Raw genomic sequence first — 25871 nt, 5'->3', positions numbered from 1 at the left:
CAACTTTCGCAAGCATATGTAATTATATTATGTAACAAAAACACATATACTTACTACACTCTTTGATTGCATATGCGCAGTATTATTACATATTTTTATTGCACATTTATATTATGTAATAAAAATACATTGTCAATCTTTTTCCGAGCCACTGTAAGTAACATCCTCTTTCACATCGTCGCGACAGTCGCTGACAGCGTAGACCGTTCTCTGCGTGTTCACAATATCTGTCAGCGCATCAACTCTACCTTTGAGCGCTCTGCAAAGCGCGTCGCACCGCGCCTCATCGATAAACAGCGATCCCCGAACCAGCTCTCGCAGTTCTTCCTCAATCCCCTGAAGGGCATTGAGATCGAGCCAGTCAAAAGAGGTGACCAGCTTAATCTGTTCCTTATGGCTGTTCTTGAACGGCTTGCAGCTCAGTTTTTCCTTGCTGCCGATCATTGCTGTCGGCTTATCAAACCAGAGCGAGGTGCCGCTGTCGAAAAGCGGAGCCGCGCCGAGATATTCCAGCGTTTCTGCATTGCGGACAACACCGAAATTGTTCTGGTGCCGGTCTTCGTTGGCAATCAGATAATCTACTACCATCATGCGGTCGAGAGAATCTCGAATCCCCGGAATACCTGCCGCTTCACAGCAGTTCAGATAATGCTGATAAACAGAGACATTGTTCGGCTTCTTCATCGTCTGCATGATATACCATGCGGAAATCAGCTCGGTCTGCGGCGTAATGAAATCCTCACACACACTGTATGGGTAATCGTCCTCTACCAGCAGCCTGTAAGGAACGTGTGGAATACTCAGCCGCTCCATAATCCGGCTTGCCAGAACCTCATTATACGGCTCCTGCTGGGTTGCACCGCTTCCTCCCTTAATCAGACAGCGTTTTCCGTCTATGATCTTCCATTTCTTTTTCAGCCAGCCGTCCGAAGTGTTATCCGGCGACATCAGACTCATCTGCGCGCTGGACGATCCTCGTCCGAACAGAATATTTCCCACATCTTCCGAAAAAGAATGCTCAAAGAAATTGATCTCAGACCACTGAATATCGGAATGAATCGGACGAATCCAGTACTGATCAGAAAGGCTGAGTCCCAGACATTTATCCAGCAGCTTCTGCGTTGTGGCAAGGTTCAGTTCCAGCAGTGCGTTTTTGATGCCAGAACGGCTCGCAGGAATAGCGCGCCCTTTCCACCAGTCATTCAGCGCGGCACGGTCGATGACGCCTTTTTTCACCGGCGTCCCCACCGGAATATGCGATGCTTCATAGACAGGACCGATCGCAGAAATTGCACAGGTCGCCTCATCGAGCTCTATATCTGCTACCGGAATATTTTTGTGCATCAGCGTGTATTGCTTCTTGTCTGCCATTTTATCAGCTCCTCGCCTTCATGTTCAAATTATACCAGAGATATGACGCGCTTTCAATCCAACAGATTTGTACTTTTCCACCATTCATCTATAATAAAAAAACGGTGCAGCCTTCAAGACTGCACCGTTTCGACACCAGATTTATCATTCGTATATGTTACTTTATTGTGTAATAAAATAATGCAATTATATAATGTTGTTAAACGATATATATTAACTATACAATATTTTTACACATACGCAATAATATTACATATATTTATTACATTCTTGTATTACAGCTGATTTTCTGTAGCCAGATACCGTGTCAGCATCATGCGCACACCGCTGACCGAGATACCGCTTCCGATTTTCTGGCTGACTTGCCGTCACGATAGACCATCCAGATAGCGCAATGCGATGATCTGCCGAATCATAGGGTCATCAATGCTGTTGATAAATGCATTGATTTGGATGTACAGCGTCACACTATCCAGAACACGCTCCACAATAGTATCCTGCAAAAGTTCAATCGTCGATACAAACTGCCCTGTCCTGTCCCTGTCCCTCAGTACGCCGATATGTGGCAGTCCGCTGATAGACGATGCACAGCCTGTCAGCACAGCATGAAGTTCATGCAGGCGCTCCAGATCACGGCCGATCTCTTTGTTGAGCAGAGTAAGCTGCTCTAATTCTCTTTTTGTCATAACGGTTCACCTTCTGTTTTTTAATGTGGTTAGAGAAACACGTTACCACATTTTTTCATCGACCGTTTTTGTGAATATTTCGAAGTAAACACGCTGCCCTCAAATCATACTGTCTACATCATCATCGTCATATCCTTCCGGCATTTCATCATAGACCATGATTGAAGAATGAGGCGCACCCGCAGGCACCTCACTATGCGGAAATGTGACCGAATGGTTAATACCCGGTTCCAGCTTTACACTGACTGAACGCGTGACAGCACGAAAGCCGTCAGGCTCTTTCACCTCGGTAATCAGATACTCCCCTGCCGACAGGCCTACAATGGAAACACCCCCGTCCGTACCTGTGCTGTTGCGCTGGCTAATCAGAATACCGTCCATCGTATACACATCATAAGCAGCATTAGAAAGTACATCTCCCGTAAGCGTATTCACTGCAACAATTTGCAGACCGCTGCGCTCAGGCGCATTCTCTGGAAGCTGCTGTTGTGTCTGTTCCTGTTCGCGCGTATTGCGCTGTTTCTTGGTTTCTCCAAACTGCACCTTATCGCACTGTACCTCGAAATCCAGATGTATCTTCCCGTTTTTATCTGTCCACGAATGTGAGATAAGCTGCCCAATTACAATAGCAAGTGTTCCCTTGCTCAACCACTGCGCCGAAAATTCAGCTTGTGCGCCATATGCCACGCAGGGGATAAAATCCGTAATTTCTGTGTTCGCGCGGCGATCGACCGCAAGACGAAACGTTGTCACCGGTCGGCTGCTTTTCGTCCAACGCTGTTCCGGTTCGTCCGTCAGACGGCCCATCAGAATGATATGGTTGATTGATACACCGCTGCTCATGGTGTCCTCCTCCTCGTCAAAAGCCGATCATTTCTGAATACGGCATAAAAAAACAGCACGGAAAGCCATCGGCTGCCAGTGCTGTAACTTTGCAGATTAACATATAAAATAACTGGTATGCGCCGGAAGTGGAAAGCACTACCCCTAAGTGGACAAAAAATTGGGTGTGTTTCCGGCGCACAACCACACAAAGGGTCCGCACTTCGTATATGCGGCGCTCCTGTAGGCCTTCGCCCAGTTTAGAGTGTATCACATCTTATGCGCACAAAACGCACAACTTTTCTAGTGATTACGGTTCATTATAATTACATAATTATTATATGTAATTTATTATGTATATTAACAATGTAATATATAATGTATATTTCATACATAATCATATCACATAATAATTATGTGTATAGTATATAGCTTTGAAGGCTCTCATCGTCGCTGTTTGTGTCTTACCTCTAGGAACTCCTGCCCGATAAACGCAGATCCGTTACCATATTCCAATCCTATTTTAAGACGTCAGTCACCTAATCCGTCTTTCCTATTATTGCGTGAAAAATATCACAAACACAAAAAAACGCCGCCGATCCAGTCCACAGATCAGCGGCGGTAAGTACTCACTCAAAATTTGAAGTTTTTTATCGACGAACCATATCTTTCCCGTATTTTCCGATTTAGATTGACTTTTCCTCGTAAGCATGGTATTCTTAATTACAGAAAACAAAAGAGCCGGCGTTTGGCGACACCAGCTCTTTCATAAACGATATCCGCCACTTGGTAATCCACACCAGCGGGCGGTCGGATCTCACCTTAACCCTGAGACCTTTAACGCGCACATAAGTCGTCATTTTCCACGATGACTACCAAATGGCGCATACCGTTTACTTGTATTACTATTATACATTCAACAAGCGGTTATGTCAATAAGACGCGCGTTTTTCGACAAAAATCAATTTTTCTACCTGATACGACACATTTTACTTGTGCAATATTACGAATTTTCGATTTTTGGTACGATTTAAGACAAGGATTTTCAGTCGCTCGATGTGAGAACATCGAGCGATTTTTTGTTTATTCTGCGAATACGAAGCAATGGAAAGGAGGGAAGGCAATGTCCACGACCGGTTACACCACAATCTACAACGAAGTTCTGCGCGACAGAACGCTTTCCCTCAACGCCAAGGGTCTGTTTGCCGTCATCAAGTCTTTTGTCGGCCTGCCGGATTTCGCGCTGAGCAAGCGCCGTCTCGGCTATGCCTGCTCGGACAGCGGCTACCTGCTGAACGCGGCGTGGAAGGAGCTCAAGCAAAAGGGATATTTGCAGCACTATTTCTCCCAGTCGGAAAATGGTGCGTTCTGTCATGTCTACAATCTGATGCAGCACCCGTCCGCGCCGGTCGACTTCGTCTATTCCCCGGCCATCGACCGCCCGAACGGCGACGTTATCTGCATTTCCGACGCCCAGCGCGACTACACGAACATTGCCACTGCGGTTCTGCGCGATAAAACCATTTCCCTCGCGAGCAAGGGTCTGTTCGCGCTCGTCAGCCATCTGATGAAAATTCCCGACTTTGTTCTCCGTCCCGAGGGAATCCGCGCGTTCTGCATGGAAAAAGTAAAACATTTCTCGACACTCTGGAAGCGCTTCAAGATTTCCGGTCTGCTCAAGCAGCACCGCCATCCGGCCGGTGAGGAAAACCGCTGGACATACGAGTATGAGATCTGCGAGACGCCCGATCTGGAAACGCCGTATCTGACCAACTACCACGTTGACGGCTCGGTTTCCACGATTGCAACCATCGGTGATTTCCTCGAGAAGCTCAAAAAGCGCGTTTCCCGCATCCGCAAGAACGTGTCTATCCAGAAAAAGGACAAGCCGCGCGCCGTGCGCCGCAAGGAGCGCAGACAGATCGAGCAGCAGCTGAACGCCGATGCGCTCCGCGGGCGGTTCGGAAACGACTTGACCGGAACGGTTGTGACAGCGGTCTATAATATCAAGTACGCGGACAAGCTGTTCATCAAGGGCGCTGAGATCACGCAGGAGCGTCGCGAAACTGTCGCGCAGATGATTTCCCCGGAAAGCGTGGAGCGCTTCCTCGACAGCACCACGCTGGATTTCAGCCGCATCAAAAACCCGGCCGCCTACTTACAGACCGCGCTGTTCGACTTCCTCGAAAAGCAGTGTAGCACGGACGCCTCCCCTGCCGACGAAGCGCCGGACAAGCCGCTTGCCGACTGGGAGCTGGCATGGATCGCGCAGGTCCAGGACAGGCGGCGCCGCCGCGAAGAAGAGATCGCTCGCGGCGAGTACCAGGATTAAGTACATAGTCAGCCATGACAAGCGTCATGGCTGGTTATCGTGTGTACAAAACTTAATATCCTTCAAAATTACTTGCAGGCGGCTTCAAAGTTCCGTCTGCTTTTTATTAGTTTCAGCATTACCCTATTTTTATAGGGTACTCAATTTACGATATGATGGTAATAGGTTCTATGGATTTTGAGTAGTTGCAAAACGGCATAGTATAATAAAAATTTCTCTACCTAATACTCTTAAATAAAACTTCTCGTCTAAAACCTTTGGCCGTTCAGACAAGAGAATAAGTAAAAAAATTACACAATGATATTACATAATATTTATATATATTATTATCATGCAATTTTAATATGTAATATTTATACATATTATTTTACAGCAAAAAAGTCGAGATACACTATTGAAAAGCGTATCTCGGCTTTTTTCTCAGAATTATGTTTTAGTCCTGCTTGTTTTCTACTACTGCGCAATACTGTTCGAGCAGCTGATTAACCAGTTCATTAAAGCTGACTCCGGTATGCTGCGCGACCTTTACAGCACGCTGCTTCAGTTCCGGCGTAAGAACGATCTGAGCGCGTGCGGTACGGTTTTTATCGTTGCGCGGTGTTACCTTGATTTCGTTTTCCGGCTTGACCGGAGCAGGTGTGGCTGGTGTGGCTTCCTGTACCGGAACGGTTTTCTGGGCTGCTGCCGGTCCGCCCTTCAGTCCGTCAAAAATATTTTCGCTTGCGATATTCTTCGCCATTACAATACACCCTTTCGTTTCAGTTCATCGTACAGCGCACGATAATCCTGTGCCGCAGTACAAGTATCATTCCATTCCATAAGCGGCTGACGTGCCGCCTGTGCTTCACGAACACGCACGGTTTCGCGGATTGCGGTTTCGAGTACAGTCGTACCAAGCTGCTCTGCAAGCTCGGGAAGACCGGCTTCGATCTCTCGGGAAAGCGTAGTCGGACGGCCCTTGCGTGTCAGCAGTACACCGCAGCACGACAGGCCTTGATTGGTATACTTCTGTGTGTCAGCGATGCTTCGCGCCAGACGGCTGATGCCCTGAGCCGCATAGCGGTCGGCAGTCATAGGGACGAGGACGGTTGTAGCTGCGGTAAGAGAAGCCATCAGCAGAGTGCCGAGTGCCGGCGGTGTGTCGATGATGATTAGATCGTAATCGAGCTTTGCGGCCTCCATCTGCTCTTTCAGAACAAACACATCAGCAAAACCACTGAGCATTTTATCAGCATCCCGCAGAAGGGGATCACCGGCGATAATGTCATAACCGTAGGGAGTATGCTGTACGCAATTATCGCTGTCCTTATTGATAATGAGATCATACAGCGTGCTGACGCCGTCGCTCTGTGCGCGGCTCGTATCCGTGCTGTTGCACTGCGCATCGGCATCGATCAACAGAACACGTTTCCCGTCATGTGCAGCCATATATGCCAGGGTACAGGCCGTCGTTGTTTTGCCGACGCCGCCTTTCTGGTTGGCGATTGCAAGTATTGTCATACCGGATTTTCCTCCCAAATGATGTAATTCAATTACACAATATAATTATGTAATTTTTATAAGTATGTGTAATATTATGCTGTATATTTTATACTGTACCACGTTCCTATATCGAAGTCAAGAAATTTACCTATATTCATAATAAAACTTTGATATTTAGCGTGTGAATAGGATATTTTCGATCTATATGCGAAATTTGAAAGATTACAGCTCATGTCGATGTAATTATATGTGTAGAAACATTACATTATATATAGATATAATAAAATTACATATAAATATTATGTAATAGCATTGTGTATACACAATGTTTATGTGTAATTCAGAGAGCTGTAGTTTCAGCGAATATATTTATGTCCACGTCCCCAGCAGTCCCGGCAGATACCATGGTTGATGAACGCTCCATGACCGCGCGAGAAAAAGGTGTTTGCGTTTCCGACAGCACCGCAGTAATGACATTTCAGCCATTGGACGCCGTTCGAGTCGATGACTTCTGTCTGGGACCGATCGAGCAGGGCAGAGAGGTCTTTGGCTGACAGCTCGTCCTGACGCTTTTGACGGGCGCGGAGGGCAGCCGCTTCCTTCTCACGCACTAGCTTTTCTATTGCCAGCTTTTTCTGCAATGCCTGCCTTGTGCGGCGCTCGTGTTCGAGCTGCTTCAGCTGCTCCTCATACTGCCTGCGCGCAGCTTCACGCCGCGCCTGTTCGCGCTTTAGCTGTTCGCTGAAAGCGTCTTTCTTTTCGGAGAGCAAAACGGGAAGGGGGACATTCTTATAGAGGAGCTGTCCGCCTTCGGTAATTCCGAAATCAGCAAGCAGACCGGCGGCAAAACGGACTTCCTGCCACAGACCATCACAGTCCTGAGCGTAAAAAACCGCATACAGCCTGGCCTGTTCATAAGACGGACTGTTCACATCGAGCAGCAGACAATAGCCCTTGCGTTTCTGGATTTTCTGGAGATACTCGGGATACTGGCCGTGAGTGCCTGTATTCGCGGCATCTGTGAAGTAAAGAAGCTGAATGCCGCTGCTGTTTGTACGAAGAATATCGAATTTTTCGTCAGAAAGGTTTGTGCGATTTGCGGTATAGCTGACAGCAATCTTGCGTGTGCGCGACAGAAAAGAGAACTCGTATCTGCGTTTGCTGTCGCCGAGTTGACAAATCGGTACGCGCGTTTCCACATCACCGGAGGCGAGCTTTTCATCGAGCCAGCATTTCAGCACGATTCTGGAATAGATCGAGATGATGCCTTCTGTTTCGGCGGTACATTTATACCTGCCGCTGCCGGTTTTCAGACGGAAATGCTGCGCACGCAGGTTCCTGTCACCGGCGATGAGAATGAGGTTCGCACCGCAGCCGCATGGGCAGAACAACTCGCCGTTTCTGCTTTTCGCCCGAAGCGCCTCCAGTTTTTCAGGGATATTGATCTGCTTTCCGTTGATTACCGTGTAAATGCTTTCGATACCGATGTACTTTCCGTCACAAAGACAGACTGCGCGCTGGATCATATCGACGCACCCTTTCTGGTTTTATTTTTTCAGTTGTTCGATCATCGCGGAGAGCTTGGCGTTCTCCTTATCGGCTTTACGCAGCTGCGCCTGCACAGGACGACTTTCGGTTCCCTTTTTGCAGCCGGTATTCGTTCTTTGATGCTCCTATTAGAGCATAGAAAACAGGGCGTGTCAACCGCGGTTATCCATAACATATGGCGTATAACCGCAGAAGAGGGGAGCGGCCGCCGTGTTTATTCTGCCTCCGGCGGTTGTGCTCCCCTCAATTTGCTGTTAAAATAGAGGGGAGCTTATTTTTATAATGGGACATACACCGAAGTCAGGGGAGAAGGACAAATGCCGACACTGGAATGGATCGGAAAAGATAAAGTAGTCAACCATCATCTGGAGGTTCCGTACCGGGTGCTGGAGCGGCAGTACAGCTATGATGCGGACGGCCGGCACGAGGCGGACAACGCCAGCGAAAACATGGTGATCCACGGCGACAATCTGGAAGCGCTGAAAGCTCTGCTGCCGCAGTACGAGGGACGGGTGAAGTGCATCTACATCGACCCGCCGTACAATACCGGCAACGAGGGCTGGGTGTATAACGACAACGTAAACGACCCGCGCATGAGGGATTGGCTGCACAAGACAGTCGGCAAAGAGGGCGAGGATTTAAGCCGCCATGACAAGTGGCTGTGCATGATGTATCCGCGGCTGAAACTGCTGCAAAGACTGCTGGCCGAGGACGGCGCGATATTTATTAGCATTGATGATAATGAACAGTCTAATTTGCGGTTAATCTGCGATGAGATTTTCGGTACCAATAATTTTGTAGAAACACTAGTTTGGCAAAAGCGTACTTCTCCCGATGCTCGTCAGAAATTGAGTAATGGACATGAATACATTCTTGTATACGCCAAAAATTCACAGAATGATTGTTTCAATCTTTTGGAAATCGAGGGGAAAGATGCGGAGAAATTCAAAAACCCAGATAACGATCCACATGGACCATGGGTTTCCTCTGATTTTACAGCGCAGGGATGGCGTCCAAACCAGATGTATGAAATTACTACACCAAGTGGATTAAAAATGACACCTCCGGAGGGTAGGTGCTGGCGACACCTTGGAAGTGTTTACAAAGAATTATTAGCAGATGGGCGGCTTTGGTTTGGTGCGGATGGTTGTGGTGTGCCTCGAAAAAAGACTTATCTTTACGAACGCGAGGGTAAAGGTATTTGGACTTGGTGGACAAATGCAGAAGTGGGACATACCCAAGAGGCAACACAGGAAACGGCAACTGTTTTAGGAAAAGCTGTTTTTGATTATCCTAAACCGACTCGATTATTACGACGAATTTTCAAGCTAGCATCTAACCCGGACTCCATCATTCTCGACTCCTTTGCCGGTTCGGGCACGACGGCGCACGCGGTGCTGAACATGAACAAGGCGGACGGCGGAAACCGCAGATTCATCCTTGTGGAAATGGGCGATTACGCCGACACCATCACCGCTGAGCGCGTCAAGCGCGTGATTGACGGCTACGGCGAGGGCAAAAAGGCCGTCGAGGGCACGGGCGGCAGCTTCAGCTACTATGAACTCGGTGAGCCGCTCATGTGCGGCGATGTGCTCAACGAGAACGTCGGTATCGAGAAAATCCGCGAATACGTTTACTTCACCGACACGAAAAACCGCCTGCCCGCGCCGCACCCGGACGAGCCGTATTTTATGGGTCTCCATGTCAGCAGCGCCTACTATTTCTGCTATGAAAAGGACCGCGCCGTTACGCTGAACCGCGAACTGCTGCACACGGTCAAGACCAGAGCGGCTTCTTATGTGATGTATGCCGACCTCTGCACGCTCAGTGAGGCGGAACTGGAGAAATACCACATTACATTCAAGAAAATCCCGCGCGACATTACCAGACTGTAAGGAGGCCGGAAGATGGAACTGAACAGCTATCAGAAGCAGGTTATGCGCGACCTCGGCGCCTATCTGGCCTGTGTGGACCGCACGCCTAATCTGTTCGCCGCATGGCGCGAATACTGGGCGGAAAAGGACGTTGCGGTCGGTCTGGGCGGCGTGCCGCTCTATAACAACTCCATCGAAAAGGTGCCGCACGTCTGCATGAAGGTGCCCACCGGCGGCGGAAAGACCTTTATGGGCTGTGCATCCGTCAAGCGCATTTTCGACGGACTTCCGGCAGGCAGGCCGCAGGTTGTCGTCTGGCTCGTGCCGAGCGACTCTATTCTGACACAGACTATCCGCAACCTGTCCAATGTCGATCACCCGTACCGCCAGAAGCTCGATCAGGATTTCGGCGGCCGCGTCGGCATTTATACGAAGGAAATGCTGCTGACCGGTCAGAACTTTTCGCCGGATACGGTTCGGGAAATGCTGACCGTCTGCGTGATGAGCTACGGCTCGCTGCGTATTAACAGCAAAAAGAAGGACGTCCGCAAGGTGTATCAGGAAAACGGCAATCTGTTCCGCTTTGCTGATTATTTCAGGGATACTGATGTTCTTCTGGCCGATACGCCGGATACCGCGCTCATTCAGGTGCTCCGCCATCTGGAGCCGGTCGTTGTCGTGGACGAAAGCCACAACGCCGGTTCTGACCTCAGCACCGAAATGCTGAACAACCTCAATCCGTCGTTCGTGCTCGATCTGACCGCGACACCGCGCAAAAACAGCAATATTATTTGTTATGTCGATGCGCGTGAGCTGAAAAAAGAGCGCATGGTCAAGCTGCCGGTCGTTGTGTACAACCGTACCACCCGCCAGAGCGTCATTCAGGACGCCATTCAGCTGCGCGGCAGTATTGAGCAGGACGCCATTGCCGCAGAGCAGGCAGGCGGAAGATACATCCGTCCGATCGTGCTGTTTCAGGCACAGCCGCGCACCGGCGACAGCAGCGACACGTTCGACAAGATCAAAACCATGCTGACCGGCATGGGTATCCCGGAAAATCAGATCGCGGTGAAAACGTCCGGTGTCGATGACCTCAGGGGACAGGACTTGATGAGCCGCGACTGTCAAATTCGCTATATCATCACGGTCAACGCGCTGAAAGAGGGCTGGGACTGCCCGTTTGCGTATATTCTCGCGTCGCTCGCGAACCGGACTTCAACAGTGGACGTTGAGCAGATACTCGGTCGTATCCTGCGCCAGCCTTACGCGGTGCAGCACGCTTCGCCGCTGCTGAATACGTCCTATGTGCTGACAAATTCTCGGGATTTCCGCGATACGCTTAAAAATATCGTGACAGGTCTGAACAAGGCCGGTTTCAGCCGCCGGGATTACCGGCTCGGCGAGGACATTATCCCGGTACAGGAACCGGAACAGCCGGAAGCGCCGCAGATGGAGATGGAACCGCAGTCGAAGGAACCCGAAAACGATACCTTTGACGATGTCAATATCGGCGAAGTCAAGGCCGCACTGGAGAACGCCGCGACGGCAGCGGCTCCGGCTGTAACGGATATGGTGAAGCGGGCCGCACAGCAGGCCGCCGCCTACACAGCGCAGGCCGAGCAGCCGGATGATGGATTTATCGGAGGTGAACTGGGAGATATGCTGAAACAGTACGCAATACAGCCCTATCTGGCCGGGGAGGTTTCCGGACTGCGGATTCCGCAGTTCTGTTTGAAGTCGGTTCCAGACCTGTTCGGCGGGGAATATGTGCCGCTGGAAAAGGAAAATCTCTCCGAAGGATTTTCTCTCGCCGGTCAGGATGCACAGATCAGCTTTGAACTCGCAAGCGGTGAGATGTACCGCGTGGACGTATCGGAAAGCGGCGAAGCCGTTCCGAAGTACAAGCGCGCTTCCAGTGAGCTGAGCGAGTTTATCCGCAGCCGTCTGGCACAGCTTCTGCCGGAGCAGAAGATCGAGAGCTGCACGCGAATGCTCTGCGACCAGCTTAATCAGAATAACCGCTATCAGGCGGCGGAGATCAGGGACTATGTGCATCGCATTGTCGGCGGCATGACTGAGGACGAGCTTACTGCGATGGAGACCGCAATCCCGACCTATGCGCGCAAGATCAAGGACAAAATTGAGGCTCTCGAGTCGGTTTATCGGGAAAAGAAGTTCAAGCAGTGGCTGGATGCAGGAAAGATCGTGTGCCGGGAATCCTATACGCTGCCGCCGGTTATCACGCCGTCCAAGGCTACGGATGTGATCCCCAAGTCGCTGTACGAGGCGGAAGCAGACGACATGAATTCTGAAGAACACGATTTTATCGATGCAGTCGTGGCGCTGGATAACGTTAAGTGGTGGCACCGCATTATTGAAAACAAGGGTTTCCGGCTGAACGGATATATCAACCATTATCCGGACTTCCTGGTGATGACGAACGCCGGCAGGCTGGTACTGCTGGAATACAAGGGCGGTGACCGGGATAACAGCAACAGCCGGGAAAAGCTCGAGCTCGGCCGTCAGTGGGACGCACACAGCGGCGAGAATTACCGCTATTTCATGGTGTTCAAAAACCGTGAGCTTAACGCCGACGGTGCGTATACCATGGATCGGTTCCTGGAGGTCATGCGGGAGCTGTAACGCTGCAAGGTTGTGCTTATGGCGTATATAAAACAGAAAATTGTTCTGTAAATAGAGTAAAACCGCAGGATGGCATTCTTTGAGAAGTCATCCTGCGGTTTTTGTTATACAATTCTCTTTACATAATAGTATATGCAACTGGAAGCTATGGCGATGAAGACAACCAAACAGCAAATGCCGCTGCATGAGTAGAAATTACCGTAGTCAATTCGGAGGTAACGTGCACCACAAAACAGAAAGGCGGCTACGCATTATTTCAAAGCGTTATCTTTTCGCGTTACGATAGTACTGTTGCTCAGAAATCGGCCAATCTCTAGGCAAATAAGTACTACAATTGTTTACATAATATGCTATAATAATATGCGATTATTGGAAAGGATGCAGCACAAACATGAATCCTACAGTTAAAGAAATCATTAAATATTTTTTAGATCTAATAAAAACACATTCCGGCCTCCGGATCGATATATTTGTTCTGGTGATGACTGGAATTTTGTTGTTTACACCTGTATCACTCATCGACAGGCTAGGACTTGGACAATTACGTGTAAAATCACAACCATTGCTGGGATTGATATTTCTTGGTGCAGCTGTAATTTTGCTTATCGATGTCGTTGATAAGAGTATTAAATGGGTAAAGAAGAGATTGCAGTATACCGGCAAGGATGCGAAAAAGAGATTGGACTCGCTGAGCATAATCGGAAAAGGGATTGTCTGCAGAATGTACAATTCCGAAAGCCATTCCCTGAGATTGCCGGTTGATAGCGCAACAGCAGAGCTGATGTATGGCCTATCAATTATCAGTCGTCCATCGACGAGCGGACAAGGCATACTATTTGATTGGTTTCTCCAGCCTTGGGTAGTGGCATATCTGGACAGGCATCCAGAGTATCTTGCCGGATTTCCGGATATTACAGACGCAGAGATATATGGGGAGTATAACTTTTTGAATTATTGAAAGATACGGAGAAATATTGATCACTAATACCGAATTTCCCAAATAAGCGGCTGTAAAAAGATACTGATGCAGATTATCGTGTACATGAGTCTTCTGATGAGAAGTGTATGACTGATGCTGACTTGAATGAGTAAAAATTTGCTTTTACCGATGGGAAATACCGTTAATCTGGTCATGACATATTATCTTAAGCAGGAGTAGCACTTCTGTCGGGATGAAAATGCCAGACACAGCGACTTTGTGGCTGCTGTGTCTGGCATTTTGTTATTTTTATGAACTAGCCAAGCTCTCAAATAAAGCATCTGTTTTTATTGAAACATCCATAGAATGCGTTGTTAATCCAACAAGGTTATCGTCAAAAGAATCGATGGCAAACAGTAAAATACTTTTTGAAAATTCTTGTGTGATAATATCGTATGGCGTTACAACAGCGCCATCACAACGTTCGCAGTATATCGATTTTTCGCGCAGTTCTTTTAATTCTCCTGAGTATGCAAGATTATATATTTTTTCAAGCATTTCATCACCAAGAGCTTCTTTGATGCGAGTTCCCATACAGACTGTATAGTTTACACCTATCATCTCTTTTGATTTATGATCTCTTAGTTTTTCCTTTTTCACATATGTATTTGTACCTTTTACAAACAGGGCCATATGAATTTTAGCAACTTCTTCAATAACTGCAATTGATAGAAACACTGACGATGCAAAAGATTTGTTTTGATACAGAATATAGGAATCTTTGATAAGTCGGAATAAATGGTCAATGCCAATGTTAAGATCGTCTGCGGTTTTGATGAAAAAATTACTTTCACTGTTTAGAACTTTGGCTACTTCTAATATTGATTTCGACGGGGCAATCATGCTGCTTTCTCCTCAAAAAGTAATCAGTTATAAAAATATTAGAACATTGGAAGCCTTTTTGTGATGATGATATCTACGCGATATGGCAGCCATCAAATTATCAGACTCTATTTTACCTCATTTGATGATTTCGTCCATGATTTTCCGGATTGCATCGCAGGTATCGTCAAACGAAATTTCCTTTGCATAGTCATATTCGCGGCTATACTTGTTCCATTGCCTGCGCAGTGTATCACTCTCCCGGATTTCCTGCATGATTTCCGGGTACTGTGTTAAGATCTTGCTGCTGCCGCGCTTTTCTGCTGTCCGTTCCAGCGCCTGCCGCAGCAGAGCCTTGTCGCACTCGTCTCCGCGCAGTGTGTACAGAATATAGATGTCATAATAATCTCTCGGGCGAGTGTTTGCAATATTGCGAGACAGCACAGTCTCCAGTTTTTCAGCCAGCACAGTTTCAAGATTATAGGCTAAAACGCTGAATGTGCGGTCATCGAACAGCGTTGAAAAGGTATACTCGATCTCGCGAGGCGTTATTTTATCACCCGTTGTGACATCTACTGTCAGAGGGACGCTGATTGGTGGGTAGTTAGCTTTCAGGGATACTCGGATACCGGGGTAATCGCGTCCGTTTCACGGATGTCCGCAACCCCCACAATTTCAAACTGTGCATCATCGTCAATCTGCACCGCGCACACGTCTTTGAAAATGGACAGAATCGCCTCATGGGTCAGCGTAAAGCCTTTGATGGTCGTGTCCAAATCCATAGTAGCGCGCGTATCCAGACCAACGATGGCCGACACAAGAAAGCCGCCTTTAATGATGAAGTTATGCTTATACGGTGAAAGGGAAATACGTTCCAGCAGTCTTTCCAGCATATAATTCTGCATTACAAGCTGCGCGGAAATGTGTTTCTCAGCGGCTTTCTTTTTAATATAGGCTTTTAACTGCATTGGATTTTTTGTAATCATAGTAAAATCTCCATGTAGCGCAGAACTTTGGGCTTTACGCGAAGCTGTTCTGCGTACTGCATCAGTTTGTGAATATCCTTGTCTTTGGATGCGGCATAGCGTTTCATAGCAGCTCCTACAATCTGAATATCGCTTCCGCTGCCGCGCAGGGTGTCGCACAGCGTCCGTTCCAAATCATAAACACAAATCGGATTGCCGGAGGGGGATTGGATTTTGATAATGCCGAAGTTATAATTTTCTGGAATAACACGCTTAACGATCAAATCTTCTTGTTTCAGGGACGGTGCGTTGTAGCCCTTTGGAAAGGTCATCGTATACCGAGCCGGGGTGCGGTCGGAATACCCCAGCAGATAAAGAGCAGTATCATGCGAATAGATACCGCGGCCGTACTTTTGCTGCAAAAGGTAAAAATCATCTTCCCATGCGTTACTCTGCACATACAGACCTCGCCCAAAACGGTATAGTTCTCCGCGCTCGACGAAATCATGCAGATAGCCTCGATGCAGACCGGCGTTCGTCAGCTGTGCAGTTGTGATGATACCGTTAGGAGAAGATCGAACCAGTTTCTCTACTCTATCTATGTTGTTCATGCTATCACCTCGCTCAACATTCACACATTATATTATATAGAAATAATGTGTATTAGTCAACAGCTGATTGACATTCACACATTACTTTATAACAAAATAATGTATTATCGTCAAGCAAAGCGCATAGACAAATTAGAATATAGTATCAATATAAAATTTGTGTAGAGATAATACACAATACATATAGTGGTTCGAACGCGAACTGCGGCTGTTGATCGGGAATCGGGACAACTGCGAAAAGATCATGCAGACCAACGACCGGCTCACGCTCGGGAATTACAACGGCATCAAGGTTGAAAACCTGACGGCTGGCTAATGGAGGCGGTATAAAAATATCTGCGTGTAATTGCTAGATATGATGCGAGTCTGTCTCAAAACCTTTGAGTTTTAGGTATCACTCCGATCTCGTATCCGTTCAGGCGTTTAATAGGATGACGTCACACTCGAATAACCTTCGATTGCCATATCGCGTTCGTATGCACCGATAATTCCGGAAGGCGTCTCCTGCCTGGTCTCCACATCGCGCACTTCCGCCATCCCCTTGACTTCGCACGAACGGGAGTGTTTCAGTATACACATTGTGTATGTGTATTGTGTATGTGTATGATTTCCCGCTGCTTTCCCGATACATAAATCTGTTCTGTGCCGCAGAAAATAGGACTGCACCGATTGCGCGGTCAAAGCTGATATGCTACAATGATATTACTAAAAAACGTGCATGGCACAAAAAATAGGAGTGATCGCATGGAGATCCGGCGAGAGGCATATCTGAACCAACTGATCGAGCGCAGGGACAACGGCATGATCAAGATCGTCACCGGCATACGGCGCTGCGGAAAATCCTATCTGCTGTTCACCATATTCAAGCGGTATCTACTTGAAAGCGGCGTTCCGGAGGATCATATTATCGAGATCGCTTTGGACGGCATTGAGAACGAGGAGCTGCGCGACCCCAAGGTATGCTTCCGCTATATCACGGATGCCATGCGCGGCGACGGGCCGTATTATCTTCTGCTCGATGAAGTGCAGTTCATGCCCCGGTTTGAGGAAGTTCTGAACAGCTTGCTGCGCATGAGCAATATCGACGTCTATGTGACCGGCAGCAACTCCAAGTTTCTTTCCAGCGACATCGTGACCGAATTTCGCGGCCGCGGTGACGAGATACGCATTCATCCGCTGTCGTTTGCAGAGTTCTATTCGGTCTGGGACGGCGACTTTGACGATGCCTGGGACGAATATATGCTCTACGGCGGTCTGCCGCAGGTGGTGAATTTTCAAAGCGAGCGACAGAAGGCAGACTATCTGAAAAACATCTTTGCTAACGTCTATCTGAAGGATGTAATCGAGCGCAACCGCATTCAGAACGATGCGGAGATCAACATTCTGGTTGACGTTCTGGCATCTGCGATCGGCGCGCCGACCAACCCGTCTAAAATTGCAAACACCTTTGCAAGCGAGCGCCAGATGAGCTACACCAACAAGACCATTTCACAGCACATTGATTTTCTGGCAGATGCTTTTCTGATCGAGAAGGCGCAGCGCTATGACATTAAAGGGCGCAAGTATATCGGTGCCAATCTCAAATATTACTTCACCGACCTCGGTCTGCGCAACGCCCGGCTGAATTTCCGTCAGCAGGAGCCGACTCACATCATGGAGAACATCGTTTATAACGAGCTGTGCATTCGCGGGTATCATGTCGATGTGGGCATCGTTGAGGCGTTCGGCAAGGATAGCAGCGGCAAACGCCTGCGTAAGCAGCTCGAAGTCGATTTCGTCGTCAATCAGGCGAGTCAGCGATATTATATCCAGGTCGCCTACGACCTCACCTCGGAGGAGAAGCAGGCGCAGGAGTTCAACTCGCTCCGCCACATCCCGGACTCGTTCAAGAAAATCGTCATCGTAAACGGCGTCCGCAAACCGTGGCGCAACGATGAAGGCTTCGTTATCATGGGCATGAAGTATTTTCTGCTGAACGCGGACAGTCTGGAGTTTTAAGAAAATCCGATGTATCAAAAAAAGGCGCTGCTCTTTCCTGCCTTGCGGCACCTTTTGTTTTTGTGGTCCCTCACCGCATGATTGATGAAATGAGCGATACCGCGAAGGCGGACATTGGGCATATATATTGAATTTTGAACCCTGCCCTCGATTTTGGGATCCATATTTTGAAACCTAAAAGACGCAAATCATGCGGTAAAAAATGCCCTCCCACAAAGGCGGTAGTACCGTCTATGTGAGAGGGCAAAATAAAACTACGATTTTATTATCATTTGGCTTAATAATCGGATAAAACCGCGTAAAAAGCTGCCGAAAGGGCTTTCTGTGGTGACCATTCACTGCAAATCACCGCGCTGCTGCCGAGACGGACAAGCAAGCCGGACTGTCGTGTTTCTATCTGCGGAAGCTTACCAAAATGGTAGCGGCGCTGTATCTATGTGTATTTTACGCTTTTTTGAACGTTATTCAAGAATGTTGTGTATGTGTATACTAGGTCTGTCTACGTTTCTACCGCTCTTTCAGATACGAATAGACCTCGTCCCATTCCTGTTCGGTAGTATCCTTATGCGGCATTTGCGCCAGCAACAACTTCAGCTGCTCGTGTTTCTCTCCGTCCAGAAAAGGCAGATCGGACACATACTCACACCCCAGATGCAGGCACAGCTGTTTCAGTATCATATTCGGTGTTCGGCGCAGCGGCAAAGGATGAAAAGCAAGATCGTTCCTTGAACTGCCCCCCAAAAGTTATACAATCTTTCAAAGTAAAAATTATTCAAGCTGCCGAAAGGGCTTGTTGTCTGTGAACCGCAGGCGGCAAGCCCTTCAATTTTGCCTTGATTCTGCGATTGTTGTAATAGTCCAGATAATCAATGAGTTCCTGCTTGAAGTGCTCCATAATCCTGCCGTGGCTGTTCACTTCAAATCTCCGTCCGGTTTCACTGTAGCTCAATTTCTCATTGAGCATCGTTTCGACTACCAGCTTCTTAAACTCCGGCGTGTACCGTTTGTTCGGTTTTCCTCTTGATATAATAAATCACCCCATCTGTTAGATAGTATATCATACTGTCTAACAAATGGGGTGCTGTTCAGAAACGTTTTAACTTTATAACTTTTTCGAAAAGATGGAACTGTAGCAGATAGGGAATGCCCATTCAGCGTTTGTTTTTTTTGCTTCTGCAGAAGCGTTTTTTGAATTTCTGTCAGATATTCACTTGGAAACGTTGCGTGATATCTGGTCGAATGCTATACTGAAGACAACATATATTTCATGGTGTTCTGATGCGCCCATACTATGGATCGGTTCATGGAGGCTATGCGGGAGCTGTACCGCTGCTGATGAGGTATGCAAAATGGCGAACGGTTTTATAAATAGCGTAAAACCGAAAGAGGGCATTTTTGAGAAGTTATCTTGCGGTTTTTGTATAATACTCGGGCAAGGCTGACAGATGTAGCGAGATTTCCTACTGTAGTTAACCATGCTTTGAGCCTTTGCGTGTTGAGTAGAATTTTAAAAAATTATAAGTAAAGTTTACTTAACAAAAACCTGCAAACATGTTATAATAAAATCATATAAGTGGATGGAGGAGGGGGAGCTGTGACAATTCGAGAAATTGCAGAAAAATTGGGTGTATCACCGGCAGCAGTATCGCTTGTGTTAAATAATAAGCCTGGCGTAGGAGAAAAACGGCGACAGCTCATACAAAATGCCCTGCGGGAAAATGGATATCAATTGCGTTTTCCTGAAAAAAAAATACTTTCTCAGCAGATTTGTATTATTAAATGCCGTGCTTCTCATCAGAATGATGAGTTTTCCATTCTTGTATTGGACGCCATTGAGGAATATGCGAACCGTGCCGGCTATACCGTATCATTGGTGAATATCACCAATGATACATATGAACAAAAAATTGCAGCATTGGATTTGGAAAACCTGTGTGGAATCATTTTTTTTGCAAGCGATATGCAAGAAAAATGCTTACAGTATACCATGCGTATTCCGCTGCCCAAGGTATATTTGGATGGCTGCTTTTCTGATCGCTCTATAAATACGGTTAATATTGATCAGCGGTTAATTGCTAATATGGCAGCAGAACATTTGCATAAACTCGGCCATGTTGATATTGGCTATTTACGGTGTGTGCCAACTCGTAGCGATCTTAAACAACGCTTTATTTTTTTTAAAGCAGCTGCCGAACGATTGGGCTTGAATATTATGGACAACTTCGTATTTGACATTAATAGTACATCAGAAAATGTAGAGCGAGTAATCATACCAGCGTTTACAGATTCATCCTTGCATCCAAGTGCAATTTTTTGTGAAAGCGATGTAATTGCAGCAAAATGCATTCAAAATTTACTCCAATTAGGAATTTCTGTTCCGGAAGACATATCTGTAATAGGAATTGATAATACCCGGATTGCGCTATTCTCTTCTCCGACCTTGACCGTAATTGATGTTAATGCACGCGAATTAGGACGAATGGCGATAGATCGTTTGCAGCAGATTCTTGCAGATCCGTCGCGGGCTATAGTGCATAGTTACATCGAGCCATTTTTAGTGCAGCGAGAATCTACCTGTAGAAAAAGAGCATAAAATGGAGATGCATCATATATGGTGCATCTCCATTTTCTTATTCTGAAAGCAGATTACAACATTGGATGATTAAACGAAAATAATTTAAAACTATTGTTCAATTGAACGATTGTGTTTAGCTTGTTTAGCTATTATACTAAATACATAAGTTAAAGATAAGTAAATTACAAATAGATCGGAGGAATATCACATGACAGTACTTCAAGTTGGTGTGATTGGAACCGGAGCAATCGGTCGGACACATATCGAAAGATTGACCAATCACGTTACGGGCGCACGCGTTGTTGCAGTATCCGATATCAATCAGGAGACTGCACAAAGTGTTGCAGCACAGTACGGGGCCAAGTGCTATGCACAGGGCGAGGATTTGATTCGTGATCCTGAGGTGCAGGCTGTTGTAGTTTGCTCGTGGGATCCGACACATGAAAAATATGTACTGGCTGCGATTGAAGCAGGTAAATTTGTTTTCTGTGAAAAGCCTTTAGCAGAAACCGCAGATAGTTGCCGAAATATTGTTAAGCAGGAAATGGAAAGCGGAAAACATTTGGTTCAAGTCGGTTTTATGCGGCGATTTGATACCGATTATCGCGCAATGAAGGCTCGACTGGATTCCGGCAGCATGGGAGCGCCATTGATGGCACATTGTGTCCATCGCAATGCAACTTCAAATTCGCAGTATGAAACGAAAGTTAACGTAACGGGTACTGCGATTCATGAGATTGATGTTATGCGCTGGCTGTTAAATGATGATATCGTAGCCGCAAAAATTGTTCAGCCACGTGTATCTAAGTATGTGAAAAACGGGCAAAAAGATCCGCAGATCATCGTATTTCAGACGAAAACCGGTATCATTATCGATGTAGAAACTTTTCTGCATTGTCAATATGGATATGATATTCAGTGCGAAGTAGTCGGCGAAGAGGGAACTATCCGTCTGCCGGATCCCGCACAGGTAATTGTTCGTCAAAAAGCAAAGTGCAGTTTTGATATTTTGGAGGATTGGCGATATCGCTTTATTGATGCATATAATATTGAATTCCAAAGCTGGGTCAACAACACGAAGGCTGGCATCGTAGATGGACCGACTGCATGGGACGGTTACGCTGCGATCGCAGTAGCAGAAGCCTGCCTGAAATCTCGAGAAACCGGTAAATGGGAAGCAGTGCATATTGAAGAAACACCGGAATTTTACCTTATATAATATCAGTTATTCTCCGCAGATGCGGACAAGAAGATAAAGAGAAATGAGAAAGGACGAGTATTATGAAATTAACGAAACGTTTACTGGCAGTCACTTTGGCAGGTGGACTTCTCGCAGGTGCTTTGACTGGCTGCGGAAACGCATCTACACCAGCGGAAAACAGTCAGGCGGATAGCAGCACTTCTAAGAGCGATAATCTGAAGATTAGTGTTATTTTAAACACGCTGTCTTCGGAATATTGGGGATATGTTTCGGCTGGTGCTAAAGCATACGGTCAGGAACATGGTATAGAGGTCAATGTGCAGGGTCCTCCGTCTGAAACATCGTATGATGAGCAGCAGAATATGATTGAAACCACGCTGACATCAGGCGATTACGATGGTATGGTCATTTCTGCATTGCAAGCTGATACCGCAAAAACACTCGTTTCAGGCTCGAAACTTCCAATTGTATCGGTAAACAGCCGTTTGGATGCACCAGAAAGTTTAAGTTTTGTGGGCACTGGTAACGAAGCTGCAGCAGCCGAAGGTGCTAAAGCAGCTGTTGAATTAGCAAAGGCTCGCGGTTGGACAGAAATTAAGGCAATTAATATCGCAGGTGTACAGGGTGATCCCACCCATGCTGAACGTACAAACGGTTTTAAGGAAGGCGTCGAAAACGCAGGCGGCACATTCCTGAGCAATGAAACGCAGTATGCGGATTCTCTGGCGGATAAGGCAGTTACCTCCATGGAAGGCATTATGCAGATGCATCCGGAAGGTATCGCTATTATCCTTTGCAATAATGACGATATGGCTATTGCAGCAGCAAGAACCGCGCAAAGCAACGCAGCATATAAGAATACTGTTTTCTGTGGTTTTGATGGCATTCAGTCGGCTTGCGAAAGCATTATTGAGGGCGTAGAAACGATGTCTGTTGCACAGGATCCCTATGGTATGGGTTATAAATCTGTTGAAGCATGCGTTAAAGCAATCAATGGAGAAAAGCTGGACGAGTTTATTGATACCGGTTGTTCTGTTATTACCCAGGATAATGCACAGAAGCAGTTGGATACGCTGAAGGGTTATTTGAAATAAGGTTTTACAACTCTCTCTTTTCTGATAATGAAGTCCCTTTTAGGGACTTCATTATCACATTATATGAATATAGTCGTATTGGTTTGATACTGCACAGATATCCGACTATAAATTTTACACATGTGGCAAGAGGTGCGTTATGAAAATTAAAATTGGTTTAGTTGGTTTAGGCGAGGCTGTACAAGCACTTCATATGCCAGCATTAGAGCAGCTCCGGGATCGTTATGAAGTAACGGCTGTAGCCGATGCTTCGCGTGGGACAACTGATTATATTGCAGAAACATTTCATATTCCGCATCGCTTTTATGATGCGGATGAGTTGCTGTGCAGTGATACGGTTGATGCCGTTATTTTATGCAGTCCGGATGCTTATCACGCACAGCAGGTGCAGACTGCATTGCAGAATGGCAAGCATGTTTTTCTGGAAAAGCCAGCAGCATTGTGCTTGGAAGATTTGGAAGATATGATTGATGTAGCAGAAAAACACCGTGATTTGACAGCAATGGTTGGCTATGTACGCCGATATGCGGATCCATTTCGTAAACTGAAGCAGTTATTAGCAGAAGATCCTCGCCCGGTAGAGTATCTGCGGTGTCGTACGCTGGTATGCGAAGCACCGTTTTATTTGAAACAAACACGAGGAATTTTCCGAGGGAAAGATATTTCACCAGAAATGATTTCTGAAGGTAAACAACTTCGAACTGAGCAAATGAAAAAAGCATTAGGAGAAAATCCATCTGATGCACTGCAGAATACTTATACTTATGTAAACTGTTCCGGTGTCCATATTCTGTCAGCTGTGCGTGATCTGGTCGGTTCGCCAAAGCGAGTCGCACGTTCTTTTGCAACGAATGAAGGAAAGCGTATTGCTGCACTGTTGGAATACGATAATTTTATGGGCGTATTTGAATATGTCAATGACCAGTCTGTTGCTGCCTTCGACGAGGCCATTGAGATCTTTCAAGGCAATCGAAAGTTTCTGCTGAAATTTGAAAGTCCCTACATTCGTAATCTGCCGGTAACATTAGAGATGACAGAAACAATCGGACTGGAAAATAAAAAAACGATTTTCGGACCTTGGTACACGGATAATTTCCGCAATGAACTGATCGAATTTGCAAATTGTATTACCAACAAAACATCTCCGATGACTCCTCTGGCAGACGCGCGCGCAGATTTGCTGCTGGCACAGGAAATAGCGCAAAAGAGCATTGATTGATGGGGGATTGCAGATGAAAAAACTGATATACGGAATGGTCGGTGGCGGCATTGGTTCCTATATTGGTGCAATGCACCGCCGGGCTATTGCATTGGACGGGACGGCTGAATTAGTTGCAGGCTGTTTCTCTCAGACGCGTGAAAAAAGCTTACAATTAGCTGAGCAGTTATATGTAGAACCCGAACGAGTCTATGCAGATTACGAGACGATGGCTCAAGCAGAGGCTGCACGCGAAAACGGCATTGATTTTGTCGTTGTATGCACGCCGAACAGCTCTCACTATGTGATTTGCCGTGCTTTTCTGAATGCGGGAATCCATGTAGTTTGCGATAAACCATTGACCATTGAAAAGCAACAGGCTGTAGCGTTAAAGCAGTTGGCCGATGCTAAAAATTTGATTTTGGCAGTAACCTATTCTTATACGGGACATGTGACCTTGCGTGCAGCCAAGGAAATGATTGCAGCCGGAGCAATCGGCAATATCCGCATGATTATGGCGGAATATCCATTAGGCTGGCTGTCTAAAGCCGGCGCGGGCGGAAAACAGGCCTGGCGCTTGGACCCGACGCAAAGCGGTAAATCTGCCTGTATGGCAGATATCGGTACCCATATCGAAAATGCGGTACATACCATGACTGGTCTGAAAATTAAGCGCTTACTTGGCAAGCTGGATACAATGGTTGAGGGCCGGCAATTAGATGATAACGGCGTTGTTTTATGTGAATATGAAAATGGTGCAACCGGTGTATATTGGGCATCTGTTGTAGCTACGGGCATGGATAATGCTTTAAAAATTCGTGTTTTTGGTGATAAGGGAACCATAGAGTGGGAGCAGGAAAACTGCGAAGAACTGGTATTAATCGATGAAAACGATACCAAGCATATCTATAAACGCGGTTCTGCACTGCTGCCTCAAAGCGCAGCACAGGAATGCCGTACACCCGCAGGTCATCCGGAAGGATATTTGGAGGCACTTGGTAATCTGTACTGTAATATTGCGCGAGCAATTCGTCAGGGAAACTCCGAAAATTGTCTGTTCCCTAATGCTGATGATGGTATTGAAGCAATAAGTTTTGTCGATAAGGTAGTAGAAAGTCATCTAAAAGGGAATATATGGATTTGTATGGAGGATTGAAGATGGCAGAAATTAAAATCGGTCTGATCGGCGCTGGCTGGATGGGCAAGGCACACACCACCGCATTCCACAATGCACGCATGATCTTCGGCGATGATATGCCGGTATTTGAGCTGGTAAGCGACGTCAGCGAGGACGCAGTAGCAAAGTTCGCCAAGGACATGGGCTACAACCGCTACACCACCAACTGGATGGACGTTGTTACCGATCCCGAAATCGACCTGGTTGACGTTGCAACCCCGAACTGCATGCACTACGAGATGGCAAAGGCTGCTCTCGAGCACGGCAAGCATGTTTTCTGCGAGAAGCCGCTGTCGCTGTCTGCGGAGCAGTCCCGCGAGCTGGCTGATCTGGCTAAGGAAAAGGGCGTAGTCAACTACTGCGGTTTCTCCAACATCATGAACCCGGCAAACCAGTACGTTGCAGAGCTGGTTAAGTCCGGCAAGCTGGGCAAGATCATGCGCGTACACGCTACCTACGATCAGGACATGCTGCTTGACCCGTCCATTCCGAT

General features: G+C 47.0%; 22 protein-coding genes and 1 pseudogene. 11 read left to right on the top strand and 12 right to left on the bottom strand.

The window, feature by feature from the left end; all coding sequences use genetic code 11:
• Positions 1-132 precede the first annotated feature (132 nt).
• From PGS25_RS13435 to ssb, 3 genes are all read right to left on the bottom strand, one after another.
• Positions 133-1371 (bottom strand): excisionase, encoded by a 1239-nt coding sequence (locus PGS25_RS13435; RefSeq protein ID WP_270419065.1) that lies wholly within the window; start codon positions 1369-1371, stop codon positions 133-135.
• Between the two features lie 368 nt (positions 1372-1739).
• On the bottom strand, positions 1740-2057 hold the full coding sequence (locus PGS25_RS13430) for a hypothetical protein (protein ID WP_270419064.1): 318 nt from the start codon (positions 2055-2057) through the stop codon (positions 1740-1742).
• Positions 2058-2156: 99 nt separating this feature from the next.
• Positions 2157-2900 carry a single-stranded DNA-binding protein gene (gene ssb / locus PGS25_RS13425; protein WP_270419063.1) on the bottom strand — a complete coding sequence of 248 codons (744 nt, stop codon included), beginning with the start codon at positions 2898-2900 and terminating at the stop codon, positions 2157-2159.
• Between the two features lie 1102 nt (positions 2901-4002).
• On the opposite strand from ssb, the gene PGS25_RS13420 reads away from it, so the two are divergent.
• A complete protein-coding gene (locus PGS25_RS13420) occupies positions 4003-5211 on the top strand; it encodes a hypothetical protein (RefSeq protein ID WP_270419062.1) in 1209 nt (402 codons plus the stop codon).
• A gap of 433 nt (positions 5212-5644) precedes the next feature.
• On the opposite strand, the gene PGS25_RS13415 is transcribed toward PGS25_RS13420, so the two are convergent.
• The 3 genes from PGS25_RS13415 to PGS25_RS13405 all read right to left on the bottom strand — a co-directional run bounded on the left by PGS25_RS13415 (position 5645) and on the right by PGS25_RS13405 (position 8219).
• Positions 5645-5950, bottom strand: coding sequence for a hypothetical protein (locus PGS25_RS13415; protein ID WP_270419061.1), 306 nt, complete (start codon positions 5948-5950; stop codon positions 5645-5647).
• Complete coding sequence (locus tag PGS25_RS13410; RefSeq protein ID WP_270419060.1) at positions 5950-6711, bottom strand: ParA family protein; 762 nt, start codon at positions 6709-6711, stop codon at positions 5950-5952. The genes PGS25_RS13415 and PGS25_RS13410 overlap by 1 nt, the downstream gene beginning before the upstream one ends.
• A gap of 338 nt (positions 6712-7049) precedes the next feature.
• The gene (locus PGS25_RS13405) at positions 7050-8219 is read right to left on the bottom strand and encodes a DNA topoisomerase I (RefSeq protein WP_270419058.1); all 1170 of its coding nucleotides are present in this window, start codon (positions 8217-8219) and stop codon (positions 7050-7052) included.
• 339 nt (positions 8220-8558) lie between these two features.
• Between PGS25_RS13405 and PGS25_RS13400 the strand changes: the two genes are divergently transcribed.
• The 3 genes from PGS25_RS13400 (at position 8559) to PGS25_RS13390 (ending at position 13716) form a co-directional block, all read left to right on the top strand.
• A complete protein-coding gene (locus tag PGS25_RS13400) occupies positions 8559-10136 on the top strand; it encodes a site-specific DNA-methyltransferase (RefSeq protein ID WP_270419057.1) in 1578 nt (525 codons plus the stop codon).
• 12 nt (positions 10137-10148) lie between these two features.
• Positions 10149-12758: a DEAD/DEAH box helicase gene (locus tag PGS25_RS13395; RefSeq protein ID WP_270419056.1), complete on the top strand. Its 2610-nt coding sequence runs from the start codon at positions 10149-10151 to the stop codon at positions 12756-12758.
• A 391-nt stretch (positions 12759-13149) separates the two neighbouring features.
• Positions 13150-13716, top strand: a complete 567-nt coding sequence (locus PGS25_RS13390) for a super-infection exclusion protein B (RefSeq protein WP_270419055.1) — start codon at positions 13150-13152, stop codon at positions 13714-13716.
• A 270-nt stretch (positions 13717-13986) separates the two neighbouring features.
• Here the strand turns inward: PGS25_RS13390 and PGS25_RS13385 are convergent, their stop codons facing one another.
• The 4 genes from PGS25_RS13385 to PGS25_RS13370 all read right to left on the bottom strand — a co-directional run bounded on the left by PGS25_RS13385 (position 13987) and on the right by PGS25_RS13370 (position 16135).
• Positions 13987-14580: an AbiV family abortive infection protein gene (locus tag PGS25_RS13385; protein ID WP_270419054.1), complete on the bottom strand. Its 594-nt coding sequence runs from the start codon at positions 14578-14580 to the stop codon at positions 13987-13989.
• 117 nt (positions 14581-14697) lie between these two features.
• Complete coding sequence (locus tag PGS25_RS13380; protein WP_270419083.1) at positions 14698-15141, bottom strand: nucleotidyl transferase AbiEii/AbiGii toxin family protein; 444 nt, start codon at positions 15139-15141, stop codon at positions 14698-14700.
• A gap of 29 nt (positions 15142-15170) precedes the next feature.
• On the bottom strand, positions 15171-15545 hold the full coding sequence (locus PGS25_RS13375) for a nucleotidyl transferase AbiEii/AbiGii toxin family protein (RefSeq protein ID WP_270419052.1): 375 nt from the start codon (positions 15543-15545) through the stop codon (positions 15171-15173).
• Complete coding sequence (locus PGS25_RS13370) at positions 15542-16135, bottom strand: type IV toxin-antitoxin system AbiEi family antitoxin domain-containing protein (RefSeq protein ID WP_270419051.1); 594 nt, start codon at positions 16133-16135, stop codon at positions 15542-15544. Before PGS25_RS13370 ends, PGS25_RS13375 begins: the two co-directional genes overlap by 4 nt.
• Positions 16136-16879: 744 nt before the next feature.
• On the opposite strand from PGS25_RS13370, the gene PGS25_RS13365 reads away from it, so the two are divergent.
• Positions 16880-18133: an ATP-binding protein gene (locus PGS25_RS13365; RefSeq protein WP_270419050.1), complete on the top strand. Its 1254-nt coding sequence runs from the start codon at positions 16880-16882 to the stop codon at positions 18131-18133.
• A gap of 507 nt (positions 18134-18640) precedes the next feature.
• Here the strand turns inward: PGS25_RS13365 and PGS25_RS13360 are convergent.
• A complete protein-coding gene (locus PGS25_RS13360; protein ID WP_158580389.1) occupies positions 18641-18811 on the bottom strand; it encodes a hypothetical protein in 171 nt (56 codons plus the stop codon).
• Between the two features lie 94 nt (positions 18812-18905).
• A pseudogene (locus PGS25_RS13355) lies at positions 18906-19028 on the bottom strand (IS3 family transposase); the annotation flags it as partial.
• A 699-nt stretch (positions 19029-19727) separates the two neighbouring features.
• Here PGS25_RS13355 and PGS25_RS13350 point away from each other — a divergent pair.
• The 6 genes from PGS25_RS13350 to PGS25_RS13325 all read left to right on the top strand — a co-directional run.
• Positions 19728-20726, top strand: coding sequence for a LacI family DNA-binding transcriptional regulator (locus PGS25_RS13350; protein ID WP_158580391.1), 999 nt, complete (start codon positions 19728-19730; stop codon positions 20724-20726).
• Between the two features lie 190 nt (positions 20727-20916).
• Positions 20917-21927, top strand: a complete 1011-nt coding sequence (locus tag PGS25_RS13345) for a Gfo/Idh/MocA family oxidoreductase (protein WP_118762031.1) — start codon at positions 20917-20919, stop codon at positions 21925-21927.
• A gap of 62 nt (positions 21928-21989) precedes the next feature.
• A complete protein-coding gene (locus PGS25_RS13340) occupies positions 21990-23003 on the top strand; it encodes a sugar ABC transporter substrate-binding protein (protein WP_118762032.1) in 1014 nt (337 codons plus the stop codon).
• A 139-nt stretch (positions 23004-23142) separates the two neighbouring features.
• The gene (locus PGS25_RS13335) at positions 23143-24222 is read left to right on the top strand and encodes a Gfo/Idh/MocA family protein (RefSeq protein WP_118762033.1); all 1080 of its coding nucleotides are present in this window, start codon (positions 23143-23145) and stop codon (positions 24220-24222) included.
• A 13-nt stretch (positions 24223-24235) separates the two neighbouring features.
• Positions 24236-25357 (top strand): Gfo/Idh/MocA family protein, encoded by a 1122-nt coding sequence (locus PGS25_RS13330; RefSeq protein WP_118762034.1) that lies wholly within the window; start codon positions 24236-24238, stop codon positions 25355-25357.
• A gap of 2 nt (positions 25358-25359) precedes the next feature.
• Positions 25360-25871, top strand: a 512-nt coding sequence (locus PGS25_RS13325; RefSeq protein WP_270419047.1) for a Gfo/Idh/MocA family protein, incomplete at its 3' end; no start/stop codon positions are given.

The organism is Butyricicoccus sp. AM78-15b2TA (assembly GCF_027665985.1).
Classification (GTDB): domain Bacteria; phylum Bacillota; class Clostridia; order Oscillospirales; family Butyricicoccaceae; genus Agathobaculum; species Agathobaculum butyriciproducens.
Note: the sequence above shows the minus strand (reverse complement) of the source record. Positions and strands in the feature narration are given on the sequence as shown.